This is a genomic window from Martelella alba (genome assembly GCF_006516955.1).
GTDB classification, from domain to species: Bacteria; Pseudomonadota; Alphaproteobacteria; order Rhizobiales; family Rhizobiaceae; genus Martelella; species Martelella alba.
The window spans coordinates 497,784-511,247 of the sequence record NZ_VHLG01000001.1; the positions used below are offsets into that span (position 1 = coordinate 497,784).

General features: G+C 60.0%; 13 protein-coding genes. 12 read left to right on the forward strand and 1 reads right to left on the reverse strand.

Going from position 1 to position 13,464, the window contains the following annotated elements:
- Window positions 1-42: 42 nt before the first annotated feature.
- Window positions 43-987, reverse strand: coding sequence for an ACP S-malonyltransferase (fabD, locus tag FJU08_RS02285; RefSeq protein WP_141147344.1), 945 nt, complete (start codon window positions 985-987; stop codon window positions 43-45).
- Between the two features lie 192 nt (window positions 988-1,179).
- On the opposite strand from fabD, the gene FJU08_RS02290 reads away from it, so the two are divergent.
- The 12 genes from FJU08_RS02290 (at window position 1,180) to FJU08_RS02345 (ending at window position 13,460) form a co-directional block, all read left to right on the forward strand.
- Window positions 1,180-2,223, forward strand: coding sequence for an aldo/keto reductase (locus FJU08_RS02290; RefSeq protein WP_141147345.1), 1,044 nt, complete (start codon window positions 1,180-1,182; stop codon window positions 2,221-2,223).
- A 170-nt stretch (window positions 2,224-2,393) separates the two neighbouring features.
- Window positions 2,394-3,314, forward strand: a complete 921-nt coding sequence (locus tag FJU08_RS02295; RefSeq protein ID WP_141147346.1) for a calcium/sodium antiporter — start codon at window positions 2,394-2,396, stop codon at window positions 3,312-3,314.
- Between the two features lie 295 nt (window positions 3,315-3,609).
- A complete protein-coding gene (gene rpsF / locus FJU08_RS02300) occupies window positions 3,610-4,023 on the forward strand; it encodes a 30S ribosomal protein S6 (RefSeq protein WP_141147347.1) in 414 nt (137 codons plus the stop codon).
- A gap of 26 nt (window positions 4,024-4,049) precedes the next feature.
- Window positions 4,050-4,298, forward strand: coding sequence for a 30S ribosomal protein S18 (rpsR, locus tag FJU08_RS02305; RefSeq protein ID WP_141147348.1), 249 nt, complete (start codon window positions 4,050-4,052; stop codon window positions 4,296-4,298).
- Window positions 4,299-4,447: 149 nt separating this feature from the next.
- The gene (locus FJU08_RS02310) at window positions 4,448-5,416 is read left to right on the forward strand and encodes a DUF2232 domain-containing protein (protein WP_141147349.1); all 969 of its coding nucleotides are present in this window, start codon (window positions 4,448-4,450) and stop codon (window positions 5,414-5,416) included.
- Between the two features lie 33 nt (window positions 5,417-5,449).
- Entirely contained in the window at window positions 5,450-6,064 is a 615-nt protein-coding gene (gene rplI, locus FJU08_RS02315) for a 50S ribosomal protein L9 (RefSeq protein ID WP_141147350.1), read from the forward strand.
- A 264-nt stretch (window positions 6,065-6,328) separates the two neighbouring features.
- Entirely contained in the window at window positions 6,329-7,825 is a 1,497-nt protein-coding gene (locus FJU08_RS02320; protein ID WP_141147351.1) for a replicative DNA helicase, read from the forward strand.
- A gap of 60 nt (window positions 7,826-7,885) precedes the next feature.
- Window positions 7,886-9,061 carry an alanine racemase gene (gene alr / locus FJU08_RS02325; RefSeq protein WP_141147352.1) on the forward strand — a complete coding sequence of 392 codons (1,176 nt, stop codon included), beginning with the start codon at window positions 7,886-7,888 and terminating at the stop codon, window positions 9,059-9,061.
- Between the two features lie 21 nt (window positions 9,062-9,082).
- Window positions 9,083-10,489, forward strand: a complete 1,407-nt coding sequence (gene radA / locus FJU08_RS02330) for a DNA repair protein RadA (protein ID WP_141147353.1) — start codon at window positions 9,083-9,085, stop codon at window positions 10,487-10,489.
- 93 nt (window positions 10,490-10,582) lie between these two features.
- On the forward strand, window positions 10,583-11,152 hold the full coding sequence (locus tag FJU08_RS02335) for a CvpA family protein (RefSeq protein ID WP_141147354.1): 570 nt from the start codon (window positions 10,583-10,585) through the stop codon (window positions 11,150-11,152).
- 62 nt (window positions 11,153-11,214) lie between these two features.
- A complete protein-coding gene (gene purF / locus FJU08_RS02340) occupies window positions 11,215-12,705 on the forward strand; it encodes an amidophosphoribosyltransferase (protein WP_141147355.1) in 1,491 nt (496 codons plus the stop codon).
- Window positions 12,705-13,460: an SDR family NAD(P)-dependent oxidoreductase gene (locus FJU08_RS02345; RefSeq protein ID WP_141147356.1), complete on the forward strand. Its 756-nt coding sequence runs from the start codon at window positions 12,705-12,707 to the stop codon at window positions 13,458-13,460. Before purF ends, FJU08_RS02345 begins: the two co-directional genes overlap by 1 nt.
- Window positions 13,461-13,464: the final 4 nt, after the last annotated feature.

Sequence of the window (13,464 nt, forward strand, 5' to 3'; positions counted from 1 at the left end):
TCCCGTTTGGGTGTTCCTGACGCGCTTCACGCGCGATTTCGTTCAGCCGAGAATGGCCGTCAGCGCCGCATCGATATCACCTGGCGCACCGATGGCAGCCGTGGCAAGCGACTTGTCAATCCGGCGGGCAAGCCCGCTCAGAACCTTGCCTGCGCCGACTTCATATAGCGTATCGACCCCGTTTCCGGCAAACCAGCTCACCGTTTCGCGCCAGCGCACGCGCCCGGTGACCTGCTCGACCAGAAGCCGCGCAATCTCGTCGGCATCTTCGACCGGAAGAGCACGAACATTGGCAATGACCGGCACGATCGGTGCTGTTTTGGCAACAGCAGCCAGCGCTTCTTCCATCGCCTTTGCCGCCGGTGCCATCAGCGCCGAATGGAAGGGCGCGGAGACAGGCAGCAGCAATGCGCGTTTCGCACCAGCCTCGGATGCAAGTTTGGCGGCAAGCTCTACAGGCGCCTTGGCGCCGGAAATCACGATCTGGCCACCGCCATTATCATTGGCGATCTGGCAAAGCCCCGTCCGGGCCGCTTCCGCACAGACGGCTTCGACCTGTTCGAATTCCAGCCCGATAATGGCCGCCATTGCGCCCTCGCCGACCGGAACCGCTGCCTGCATGGCATTGCCACGGATCCTGAGCAGCCGTGCCGTATCGGCAAGCGAAAAGGTTCCGGCAGAGCAGAGCGCGGAATATTCGCCGAGCGAATGACCCGCCACATAGGCAACATGCGTTTTCAGGTCAACGCCCTTGGCCTCAAGCACGCGCATGGTTGCGATCGACACCGCCATCAGCGCCGGCTGGGCGTTGGCCGTCAGCTGCAATGTCTCTTCCGGGCCTTCCCAGATGGTCGCCGAGAGCTTCTCGCCAAGCGCTTCGTCGACTTCTTCGAAAACGGCGCGTGCCTCGGCAAAGCTTTCGGCCAGGGCCTTGCCCATGCCGACTGTCTGGCTTCCCTGGCCTGGAAAGGTGAATGCGATGGTCATTTTCCTGATCCTTCCGCTGAATTTGCCTTCCAATTCACACATAACGGCTGCAAGTCAAGTATTAACGCCATGCGCCCTGCCCGCGCTCGCCTGTTGGCGCGATACATTTTTGCCGCACTGGCCGGTTGCCTTGGCGAAAAGTCCGGTTACAGTCGCGCCAAAGCTCCTTCAGACTATTTCCAGGGAATATCCATGAAAACCAAAACCTTAGGCCGCACTGGCATCGAAGTTTCCGAAATTTGTCTCGGCACGATGACCTGGGGAACGCAAAATGACGAAGCCGAAGCCCACGCCCAGATGGATTATGCGGTGGATAATGGCGTCAATTTCATCGATACAGCCGAACTTTATCCCGTGAACCCCGCGGGACCGGAAACCTATGGCCGCACCGAAGAATATATCGGTACCTGGCTGGAAAAGACCGGCAAGCGCGGTGACATCATCCTGGCGAGTAAGGTTGCCGGTCCCGGTCGCCCATGGATCCATGGCGGCAAGCCGATCACACCGCAGGTGCTGCGCGAGGCACTGGAGCAGAGTCTGACACGGCTGAAAACCGACTATCTCGATCTCTACCAGATCCACTGGCCAAATCGCGGCCATTTCCATTTCCGTCAGAACTGGGGCTACACCCCCTTCGATCAGGATCGCTACCAGGCACTGATCGACATCACAGAAACACTCGAAACCCTTGGCGACTTTGTTCGTGAGGGCAAGGTGCGCACAATCGGCCTCTCCAACGAGACTGTCTGGGGAACGCAGAAATATCTTTCCATCGCCGAAGAACGCGGTCTGCCGCGCGTCGCCACGATCCAGAACGAATATTCGCTGCTCTACCGCCATCACGACCTCGATATGGCGGAGATGACCCATTATGAAGATGTCGGCTTGCTCGCCTATTCACCGCTGGCAACGGGTCTTCTGACTGGTAAATATCTCGGCGGAAAGATCCCGGAAGGCTCGCGCGCCTCTCTGTCACCCGATCTTGGCGGGCGCCTGACCGAAGGCCAGGAGCCGGCGGTTGAAGCCTATTGCGCCGTCGCGGAAAAATATGGGCTCGACCCGGCTCAAATGGCGATCGCCTTCATTCTGACGCGGCCGTTCCTCACATCGGCGATTACCGGTCAAACCTCGCTCGAACAGCTGAAGACCAATATCGGTGCTGCCGACATCCACCTTTCCGACGAGGTTCTGAGCGAGATCGGTACGATCCACCGACTTTATCCTGTCCCTTACTGAGCCACGGCCGGACGCCAGACGCTCTTTTTATATAAGACCGCCCTGCCAGACATTGCGATTGCCGATCCGGCCACCATATGTCTGGCAGGGCGCAGCCTCACCCGTTCGAGGTGCCAGCCGTAAATCTGACTGACACTGATGATGCGAACGGGAAGGCAGGACATTTTCACATGGACTACATACTGATCGGCGTCGGACTGGCTGGTCTCTATTTTGGTGCCGAGTGGCTTGTGCGCGGCGCCGTCGCGACCGCTTACCGTTTCGGCATATCGCCGCTTATCGCTTCTCTCGTCATTGTCGGCTTCGGCACGTCGCTGCCGGAGCTTCTGGTCTCGGTTCGCGCCGCCCTGTCCGGCGCGCCGGGTCTGGCACTTGGCAATGTTGTCGGCTCCAATATCGCCAATATCCTGCTGATCGTCGGTCTGTCGGCGGTGATTTTCCCGATCGGTGGCTGGGATAAATCCGTGCGCCGCGATGCGGTTGTGCTTGTTCTGTCATCGGCCGTGCTTTTCCTGCTCGTGCAGATGGCCGTGATCAGCCGCGTCGATGGGCTGATGCTACTCGGAATGCTCGCCCTTTATCTGATCATTACCTATTACAAAGCCCGAACCGCCAGACATGATGCAGAAGATCTGCCGCATGAGCAGCTATCACCATTCATCATGACCTTGCTGATCCTCGGTGGGCTGGCGACCCTGTTGATCGGTGCAGAAGCACTGATCCGCGGCGCAACGACGCTTGCCAGCCATCTTGGCGTGTCGGATGCGGTCATCGGCCTCACCGTGGTTGCTATCGGCACCAGCCTGCCGGAACTGGCAACCGCAATCGTTGCCGCCATGAAGCGCCATTCCGATGTGACCATCGGCAATGTCACCGGCTCCTGCATCTTCAATACATTCTGCATTGTCGGTGCCACTGCCGCTATCAAACCGCTGCCTGTCGATCCGGGCTTTGCCGCAATTGATGTGCCGATGATGCTGGCGGCATCGGTCTTTTTCGCCGCCATGCTGATCTTCACCCGCAAGTTCAATCGCGCAACCGGCGTGATCATGCTGGGTGTCTACGCGTTTTATATTGGTTTTCTGGTCTGATTCCTGCCGATTACCCGCCTGAAACCACCAAATTGCGGGACAGGGACTTGCCACAGGCAGGAAAACGCGTATAAGCACGCCATTCCGAACGCCCGGTCTTCTGGCTGGTGGCTGAACGGAGGGCCGTTTTCTGGCTTTTGCCGGTAACGTCTGACGCGAAAATCGTGTCGCCTCCCGTGTCGCCGCTCTCGACCGTCTCGTCAAACGCTTTTCTTGCTGGGGCTTTCCCGTCAGGAGCAGTCGTTGAGGCTTAGCCGCCGAAACCGGGTAGGAAAACGCAAGAAAGGCTTATTCAATGGCACTCTACGAACACGTGTTCCTGGCCCGCCAGGACGTCACGCCGCAGCAGGTCGAAGGCATCGTCGAGCAGTACAAGGCTCTGATCGAAGGCGCCGGCGGCAAGGTTGGCCGTACCGAATTTTGGGGTCTGCGTTCGCTGACCTACCGCATCCGCAAGAACCGCAAGGCTCACTACACGCTGATGGACATCGAGGCTCCGGCCGCAACGATCCATGAAATGGAACGTCAGATGCGCATCAACGAAGACATCCTGCGCTACATGACCATCAAGGTCGAAGCGCATGAGGAAGGCCCGTCTGCGATGATGCAGAAGCGCGACCGTGACGACCGTCCGCGTCGCAATGACCGTGGCGACCGCCCTGACCGTGGCGATCGTGGTGACCGCGGCGACCGCCGCAATCGCGATTGATCCGGCTCTAGAAGGAGAACAAAAAAATGGCAGCTATCGCATCCATCCCGACGCGCCGTCCGTTCAACCGCCGCCGCAAGACGTGCCCCTTCTCCGGCGCCAACGCACCGAAGATCGATTACAAGGACATCCGTCTGCTGCAGCGCTACATTTCCGAGCGCGGCAAGATCGTTCCGTCCCGTATCACCGCCGTCAGCCAGAAGAAGCAGCGTGAACTCGCCCGTGCTATCAAGCGCGCGCGTTTCCTCGGCCTTCTGCCTTACGTCGTTTCCTGATACGAAACGCATTCCGGAACAAGGCGGTTTAACCGCCTTGTTCTTTCAGGCTCCGGCGCGGTGGGCGCGCAGCAGCCTCAAGACACGAAACCCAGGTTGAGAGCGGCATTTCCGCCAGCCCTCTAACTGCTTGAAAGCAGGACAGCGAGATGAAGACCTTCAACGGCAAGACATTGCTGCTCGGAGCACTGGCAGGGTTTACAGCCTTCATGCTGGTCATGGGCGCGAGTGCGCAGCCGTTCTTCTCAACCTTCCTCTATGCCGCCTCTGCATTGCCGATCCTGATCGTCGGGCTCGGCTGGGGCAACCTTGCCGCGATCATCGCCATCGCCGTGGCCGGCATTCTCGGCGTCTCCTTCGCCTCCCCCGATTTTGCACTGATCATGATCGTCGTCACGCTGGCACCTGCCGGCTGGCTCAGCCATCTCGGCAATCTGGCACGGCCGGCAAGCGAGATCGGCGGCCCTGAAGGACTTCTGGCCTGGTATCCGCTGTCTGACATTTTGCTGCATCTGACCATCATCGTCACGCTGGCGCTGGTGATTGTCGGCTATCGCACCGGCTACGGCCCCGGACTGACGGATCAGATCGTCGATGCGATGATGGAAACCCTGCGCAGCCAGGACCCAGCGCTGGCCGTGACCGCCGCAGATGTCGACAAGATCAAGCAGATGATTGTGCTTCTGCTGCCACTGGTTCAGGGCGCGACCTGGGTTCTGCTGCTGTTCGTCGCCTTTCATTTCGCCACCCGCATAACGGCCGCTGCCGGCATCAGCCTGCGCCCGCGTGAGGATGTGGCGCTGGCGCTACGCATGCCGCGGCTCGGCCTGGTCTTTATCGTCGTCGCTGTTGTGGCGACATTCCTCGGCGGCACGATCGCGATGATCGGCGCTGCTGCAACCGGCGCCTTCTGCGGCGGTTTCCTGCTTGCCGGCCTTGCCCGGCTGCATACAGCTGCACGCGGCAAGAGCTGGGCCACACCGGCCATCATTCTTGCCTATCTGTCGCTCATGTTCGGCTTTCCGGCGCTGATTTTCATCGGCCTTGGCATTACCGACACGCGCCGTGCGCTCTCAATGACGCCCGCTTCGGGCAAGACTGACAATAGAGAACATTAAGAACAACCGAGACATCAGATAAGGAACATCAACATGGACGTTATTCTTCTTGAACGTATCGCCAAGCTTGGCCAGATGGGCCAGGTCGTAAAGGTCCGTGACGGCTACGCCCGTAACTACCTTCTGCCGGAAGGCAAGGCACTGCGCGCCAACGCCGCTAACAAGGCCCGTTTTGAGGCCGAACGCACGGTTCTGGAAGCCCGCAACCTTGAGCGCCGCTCCGAAGCCCAGCAGGTTGCCGACGTACTGGCCGGCAAAAGCTTCATCGCCGTTCGTGCCGCTGGCGAAACCGGCCAGCTTTACGGTTCGGTCGCCAGCCGCGACATTCTTGAGATTCTGGCTGCCGCCGGCTTCACCGTTGCCCGCAACCAGGTGGTTCTGAACCACCCGATCAAGACCATCGGCCTGCACCAGGTTGAAATTCACCTGCATGCCGAAGTCGAAATCGCGATCGAACTGAACGTTGCCCGTTCGGCTGAAGAAGCAGAACGTCAGGCCAAGGGTGAAGACCTCACCTCCGCTGAGGCCATCTACGGCGTTGACGAAGATGCCCTGCGTCCGGAAGACTTCTTCAACCCCGACGAAGATTTCGACGCCGACGAGGAAGAAGAGGCACCGGCCGAAGACGAGGCTGAAAAGTCCGAATAATTCCGGATCCCATCTGGTTTTCAAACGCCCGGCCTTAGCGCCGGGCGTTTTTGTTTCCCGCTCTGCCAGCCTTCGTCATAAAATAGATCCAGCGTTTGCGATTCGTCCGTTGCACCCTGTCTGATGACAGCAGCGGCTGTGAACAACGGTGGAAAATACGCAAAGCTCATCACTTGTTATTGTTTCACGGTGAGCCGGCATGTCATTGCCACGCGCGATGCGTTATCCTCTGTCTCAGACCCCAAGCCTGAAGAGATCGAACCTATGAACGAAATTGCGCCGACCTTCTCTCTGGCCAGCAACCAGGCAGCCAAGCCGCGCGAAGCGCCCAACAATCTGGAGGCCGAACAGGCGCTCCTGGGCGCCATTCTCGTCAATAACAGCGCGTTTTATCGTGTTTCGGACTTTCTCAAGCCGGAACATTTTCATGAGCCGCTGCACCGCAAGATCTATGAACTTGCCGGTGACACGATCCGTATGGATAAGGTCGCCAATACGATCACGCTCAAGACCCACCTGCCGAGCGAGCTGAAGGTCGGCGACCTGACCGTTGCGCAATATCTTGCGCGCCTTGCGGCCGAAGCCGTCACCATCATCAACGCAGAAGATTATGGTCGCACGATCTATGATCTGGCGCTGCGCCGCTCGCTGATCAATATCGGCGAGGAAATCGTCAACACCGCCTATGATTCGCCGATCGATCTGCCGCCCGTGCGCCAGATCGAGGATACCGAGCGCAGGCTTTTCGCGCTCGCCGAAACCGGACGCTACGAGGGCGGGTTCCAGAGCTTTGGCGACGCCATGACCACCGCCATTGAAATGGCGGCCAAGGCCTTTGAAAATGACGGGCATCTTTCGGGTGTTTCCACCGGCTTGATGACGCTTGATGCCAAGATGGGCGGGCTGCAACGCTCTGACCTTATCATCCTTGCCGGACGCCCCGGCATGGGCAAGACCTCGCTCGCCACCAATATTGCCTGGAATGTCGCCTCCTCCTATGAGCCGGAAGTGCTGGCGGATGGCACGATCGAAGCCAAACAGGGCGGCGTCGTCGGCTTCTACTCGCTGGAAATGTCCGGCGAGCAGCTCGCCACCCGTATCATTTCCGAGCAGACCGAGGTCTCCTCCTCGAAGATCCGTCGCGGCGACATTACCGAGGCCGATTTCGACAAGCTGACCGCCTGTGCCCAGACCATGCAGAAGACGCCGCTCTATATTGACCAGACCGGTGGTATCTCGATTGCCCAGATGTCGGCTCGCGCCCGCCGCCTCAAGCGGCAGCGCGGCCTTGATCTTCTGGTAGTCGACTACGTTCAGCTGATGACCGGCTCGAAGAAGGCGGGTGACAACCGCGTGCAGGAAGTGACCGAAATCACTACGGGTCTGAAGGCGCTGGCCAAGGAACTCAATGTTCCGATCATCGCCCTGTCACAGCTTTCCCGACAGGTGGAAAACCGCGACGACAAGCGGCCGCAGCTCTCCGACCTTCGTGAATCGGGCTCGATCGAGCAGGACGCTGACGTGGTGCTGTTCGTGTTCCGTGAGGAATATTACGTCCAGAGCCAGGAGCCACGCGACCCCGACGATCCGAAATATGACGAGTGGAAGATGAAGATGGAAAAGGTGCGCGGCACTGCCGACGTCATCATTGCCAAGCAGCGCCACGGGCCGACAGGTACTGTCAATCTTGCCTTCCAGGCCGCCTATACGCGCTTTGCCGATCTTGCGGATTCCTCCTTTACCGCATACGAAGAGCAATAGGGTGTGATTTTGGCGGAATACGCTAAGATTGACCAATAAGGTGCAACAAACGGCGGTTCCATGACTGATATTTCGAATATTGAAGAAGAATTCGAGGAAGAAATCGACGCTTTTGAAGCCGCGCCCGCGCGGCTGACCGTCGATCTCGGTGCGATTGTCGATAATTGGAAGACCATGCGGGCGCTGTCCGGCAATGCCCGCACGGCTGCTGTCCTGAAGGCTGATGCCTATGGTCTTGGCGTCGAGGATGTCGGCGCCGCGCTTTACGAGGCAGGCGCGCGCGATTTTTTCGTTGCCGTGCCGGAAGAAGGCGCGACGCTGCGCAATTACGCACCCGACGCGCGGATCTTCGTGCTGTCGGGCATGTGGCCGGGGTCTGAACATTTCTTCTTCGAGGCAGAGCTGGTGCCGGTGCTGATCAGCGCCGAGCAGATCGCCTTTTTCATGGGCGCGATTGCCGAGTTCGGTGATCTGCCCTGCGCGCTGCAGGTTGATACCGGATTCAACCGCCTCGGCCTGTCGGTCGAGGAAGCGATCGAGCTTGCTGAGGACACCTCCCGTCCCGCCAGTTTCTCACCGGTCCTGATCCTGTCGCATCTGGCCTGTGGCGATGATGCCGCCCATCCGATGAACCGCCAGCAGCTGGAGGCTTTCCGCGTCGTGACGGCGGCTTTTGAGGGGATTGAGGCAAGCCTGTCAGCCTCCGCCGGTATTTTTCTAGGGTCTGAATACCACTTCGACCTGACCCGCCCCGGTATCGCGCTTTATGGCGGCGATTCGGCGCCCGGAACGTCTGCAAAGCTCAAGAATGTTGTCACGGCAGAGGCGCGCATCCTGCAGGTCCGGGAGGCCAAAGCCGGTACGACAGTGAGCTATGGCTGCACGCTGACGCTTGACCGCGACAGCCGTTTGGCCATCGTCTCGGCCGGTTATGCCGATGGCTTTCACAGGGCGCAATCGGGTTCCGGCGTGCCGCTACGCGACGCCGGCAGGCCAGGCGGCTATGGCTTCATCGCCGGGCACAAGGTTCCCGTCGCCGGCCGCATCACCATGGATCTAACGATTTTCGACGTCACCGATGTTCCCGAAAGTGCTATCCGCGCCGGTGACTATATCGAGCTGATCGGTCCGCATGTTCCGGTGGATGTCGCGGCAGAGGCTGCCGGCACGATCGGCTATGAGTTGCTGACAAGCCTTGGCTTGCGTTATCAGCGGCGTTATATCCAGCCAACCTGATTTCAAGATAAAGCGATCTTCTTGGCCAAAACGAAAACCCAGTTCATCTGCCAGAGTTGCGGCGCGGTCCATCCGAGATGGGCCGGACGCTGTGACGCATGCGGCGCCTGGAACACGATCATCGAGGACAATCCGACCGCCGGCATTGGCGGCGGTCCGGTACAGCGCGCACCGCGCAAGGGCAATCCGGTCGCGTTGGTTGCGCTTGATGGCGAAAGCGAAGAAGCGCCGCGCATATCAAGCCGTATTGCGGAGCTGGACCGGGTGACCGGTGGCGGCTTTGTGCGCGGCTCTGCCGTGCTTGTCGGCGGTGATCCGGGCATCGGCAAATCGACGCTTTTGATGCAGGCTGCCGCCGCGCTCGCGCGGCAGGGCAACCGTGTCATCTATGTGTCAGGCGAAGAAGCAATCGCACAGGTGCGGCTGCGTGCCAAACGCCTTGGTGCAGCCGATACCCAGGTGCTGCTGGCGGCTGAAACAAACGTCGAAGATATTCTGGCGACGCTTTCGCAAGGCCCTCGTCCCGATCTCGTCATCATCGATTCGATCCAGACACTGTGGAGCGACCTTGCCGACAGTGCACCGGGAACGGTGACGCAGGTGCGCACCGGCGTTCAGGCAATGATCCGCTTTGCCAAGCAGACGGGTGCCGCCATGGTGCTGGTCGGTCATGTGACCAAGGAGGGCCAGATTGCAGGGCCGCGCGTGGTCGAGCACATGGTCGATGCCGTTCTCTATTTCGAGGGCGAGCGCGGCCACCACTATCGCATTCTGCGTACCGTCAAGAACCGTTTCGGCGCAACCGACGAGATCGGTGTTTTCGAAATGGGCGATTCGGGGCTGAGGCAGGTTGCAAACCCGTCCGAACTTTTCCTCGGTGAGCGCAACGAAAAAGCGCCCGGCGCGGCCGTTTTCGCAGGCATTGAGGGAACCCGGCCGGTGCTTGTCGAGGTTCAGGCGCTGGTCGCCCCCACAGCGCTCGGCACACCGCGCCGCGCCGTCGTCGGCTGGGATTCGGCCCGTCTTTCCATGGTGCTTGCTGTGCTGGAGGCCCATTGCGGGGTCAGGCTTGGCAATCATGATGTCTATCTCAATATTGCAGGCGGCTACCGCATCAGCGAACCGGCGGCCGATGTCGCGGTCGCTGCCGCGCTGATTTCGTCGCTCGCCGGGCTTGCCCTGCCGGTGGATTGCGTCTATTTCGGCGAGATCAGCCTTTCGGGCGCGGTGCGTCCGGTTGCCCATGCATTGCAGCGCCTTAAAGAAGCCGAAAAGCTCGGCTTTGGCAGAGCCTTTCTTCCTACGGGTTCAGCGGAGATTGGCAAGCGTGGCAGCGCTGGCCTGAACGAGCTGAGCGGACTGCCCGATTTGGTGGCAGCTATTGCGGGTTCCAAGCCGTCGTCGCCTGAAGGCCATGGCGCGGACTGAAATGATCTGGCGCGTTCTGACCCCGGACCGGCTCCCCCGGCAGGACAACAGCGCTTTGGCCCAAGCTATCTGGAGCAATGGAAACCGATTACTATGTTCGACCTGATCGTCATCGGCGTTTTGCTGTTTTCCGCTCTTCTCGCCATGGTGCGCGGGTTTTCGCGTGAAATTCTTTCAATCGCCGCCTGGGCCATTTCGGCCGCCGCCGGCTATTTCCTCTATCCAATGCTGCAACCCGCCGTGTCCGGTTTCCTGAACGATCCGCGCCTTGCCATTGCCGCCGCCTTCGCCATCATCTTCCTTGTCGTGCTGATCATCGTTTCCTTTGTGACCACGCGCCTGGCTGACTACATTATCGACAGCCGTGTTGGCGCACTTGATCGTTCGCTCGGTTTTGTCTTCGGCCTTCTGCGCGGCCTTTTGATCCTGGTTGTAGCCGTCGCATTCTGGAACTGGCTCGTTGGCGACGCGCAATCGCCCGACTGGGTGCGCAATGCCAAGTCCAAACCCGTGCTGGATGCGCTGGCCTCCAAGCTTGAAGCCCTGCTTCCCGGCGGCAGCAACCCCGCCACGCAGGGCCAGGCATCGGCGAAAAATATGCTCTTCGCTGCCACTGACACCTATTTCTTTGCCGTTCCGCAAAATTTGATACGCGGAGTATGAGGCAAAAGCGCAAAAACACGCTATATAGAGCCCTGCCCTTCCCCCTGACGCCGGATCGAGACATGAACAGCAGACCGCAGATTGAAGACGATTTCAGTATCGATGATGACACGCTTCACGAAGAGTGCGGCGTGTTTGGCATTCTGGGGCACAGTGATGCCGCGGCCCTAACCGCGCTTGGCCTGCACGCCCTGCAGCACCGTGGACAGGAAGCCGCCGGTATCGTCTCCTATGACGGGCAGCAGTTCCGCTCCGAGCGCCATATGGGCCTGGTCGGTGATCACTATACCGACCCCGCCATGCTCGCCAATCTGCCGGGCGCCATGGCGATGGGCCATGTGCGCTACTCCACCACCGGCGGCACGATCCTGCGCAACGTCCAGCCGCTTTTCGCCGAGCTGGAAGTCGGCGGCATTGCCATTGCCCATAACGGCAATTTCACCAATGGCCTGACCATGCGCCGCCGCCTGATCGCCGATGGCGCCATCTGCCAGTCAACCTCCGATACCGAGGTGGTGCTGCATCTGATCGCCCGCTCGCGCGCCAAAACCTCGTCCGACCGCTTCATCGACGCCATCAGCCAGATGGAAGGCGGCTACTCGATGATCGCCATGACGCGCACCAAGCTGATCGCCGCGCGTGACCCGAACGGCATTCGCCCGCTGGTGATGGGCGAGCTCGACGGCAAGCCGATCTTCTGCTCGGAAACCTGCGCACTCGACATTATCGGCGCGAAATTCGTCCGCGACGTTGAAAATGGCGAAGTGATCATCTGTGAAATCCAGCCCGATGGCTCGATCACCACCGATGCGCGCAAGCCGGAAAACCCGACGCCCGAGCGTCTCTGTCTGTTCGAATATGTCTATTTTGCCCGTCCGGACTCGGTCGTCGGTGGCCGAAACGTCTATCAGACGCGCAAGAATATGGGCTTTAACCTCGCCAAGGAGGCGCCAGTTGATGCCGATGTCGTGGTTCCGGTGCCCGATGGCGGCACGCCGGCGGCAATCGGCTATGCCCAGGAAAGCGGCATCCCCTTCGAGCTCGGCATTATCCGCAACCACTATGTCGGCAGAACCTTCATCGAGCCGACCCAGCAGATCCGCGCCTTCGGCGTGAAGCTGAAACATTCGGCCAACCGGGCCGTCATCGAGGGAAAGCGCGTTGTGCTGGTTGACGATTCAATCGTGCGCGGCACAACCTCCGTCAAGATCGTGCAGATGCTGCGTGATGCCGGCGCCCGCGAAGTGCATATCCGCGTTGCAAGCCCGATGATCTTCTTCCCGGATTTCTACGGCATCGATACGCCCGACCGCGATAAGCTTCTGGCCAACAACCACGCCACGCTTGACGATATGAGCCGCTATATCGGAACCGATTCGCTGGCCTTCCTGTCGATTGACGGGCTCTACCGTGCCGTTGGCGGCAAATCGCGTGATCCGGCGGCCCCTCAGTTCACCGACCATCAGTTCACAGGTGATTATCCGACCCGCCTTCTCGACAAGGAACATGAGAACGAGTTCCGCAAGGTCGAGCTTCTGGCCGGAAACGGCTGATGCAAGGCACAGATCAACGCCCTCTTGAAGGACGGCTGGCGCTGGTGACCGGCGCCTCGCGCGGTATTGGCTATTTTACCGCTCTGGCGCTTGCCCGGGCCGGTGCCCATGTGATTGCAACGGCACGTACCGTCGGCGGACTTGAGGAGCTTGACGACGCGATCAAGGCCGAAGGGCTGGGATCTGCGACGCTGGTTCCCTTCGACCTTGCTGATATGGAAGCGATTGACCGCCTTGGCGGTTCGATTTTTGAACGCTGGGGCAAGCTGGATATTCTGATCGCCAATGCCGGCGTTCTCGGCTCAGTCTCACCGCTCGCCCACACGGAAGCGAAAATCTTCGAACAGGTGATGGCGATTAACGTCACCGCAACCTGGCGGCTGATCCGCTCGACCGAACCGCTTTTGATCAAGTCAGACGCGCCGCGCGCCGTACTGCTCTCATCTGGTGCGGCCCATAGCTGCAATCCCTTCTGGGGCCCCTACGCCGCATCAAAAGCGGCCGTTGAAGCCATGGCACGCTGCTGGGCCGGAGAGACCGCCCATCACGGCCTGAAGGTTACCAGCTTCAACCCCGGCCGCACACGCACCGCAATGCGGGCACAGGCAGCGCCCGGCGAAGACCCGATGACACTGCCCCATCCCTCGGAAGTCGCTGCCAGCATCATCCCCCTCGTCTTGCCGAGCTTTACCGAAAGCGGAAAACTCTATGTGTTCCGGGAAGGTCGGCTGATGGACTATCGCGAACCGCAATAACCAT

Coding starts and splice junctions, on each gene's coding strand:
- fabD (WP_141147344.1), bottom strand. CDS start 987: ATGACCATCGCATTCACCTTTCCAGGCCAGGGAAGCCAGACAGTCGGC.
- FJU08_RS02290 (WP_141147345.1), top strand. CDS start 1,180: ATGAAAACCAAAACCTTAGGCCGCACTGGCATCGAAGTTTCCGAAATT.
- FJU08_RS02295 (WP_141147346.1), top strand. CDS start 2,394: ATGGACTACATACTGATCGGCGTCGGACTGGCTGGTCTCTATTTTGGT.
- rpsF (WP_141147347.1), top strand. CDS start 3,610: ATGGCACTCTACGAACACGTGTTCCTGGCCCGCCAGGACGTCACGCCG.
- rpsR (WP_141147348.1), top strand. CDS start 4,050: ATGGCAGCTATCGCATCCATCCCGACGCGCCGTCCGTTCAACCGCCGC.
- FJU08_RS02310 (WP_141147349.1), top strand. CDS start 4,448: ATGAAGACCTTCAACGGCAAGACATTGCTGCTCGGAGCACTGGCAGGG.
- rplI (WP_141147350.1), top strand. CDS start 5,450: ATGGACGTTATTCTTCTTGAACGTATCGCCAAGCTTGGCCAGATGGGC.
- FJU08_RS02320 (WP_141147351.1), top strand. CDS start 6,329: ATGAACGAAATTGCGCCGACCTTCTCTCTGGCCAGCAACCAGGCAGCC.
- alr (WP_141147352.1), top strand. CDS start 7,886: ATGACTGATATTTCGAATATTGAAGAAGAATTCGAGGAAGAAATCGAC.
- FJU08_RS02335 (WP_141147354.1), top strand. CDS start 10,583: ATGTTCGACCTGATCGTCATCGGCGTTTTGCTGTTTTCCGCTCTTCTC.
- purF (WP_141147355.1), top strand. CDS start 11,215: ATGAACAGCAGACCGCAGATTGAAGACGATTTCAGTATCGATGATGAC.
- FJU08_RS02345 (WP_141147356.1), top strand. CDS start 12,705: ATGCAAGGCACAGATCAACGCCCTCTTGAAGGACGGCTGGCGCTGGTG.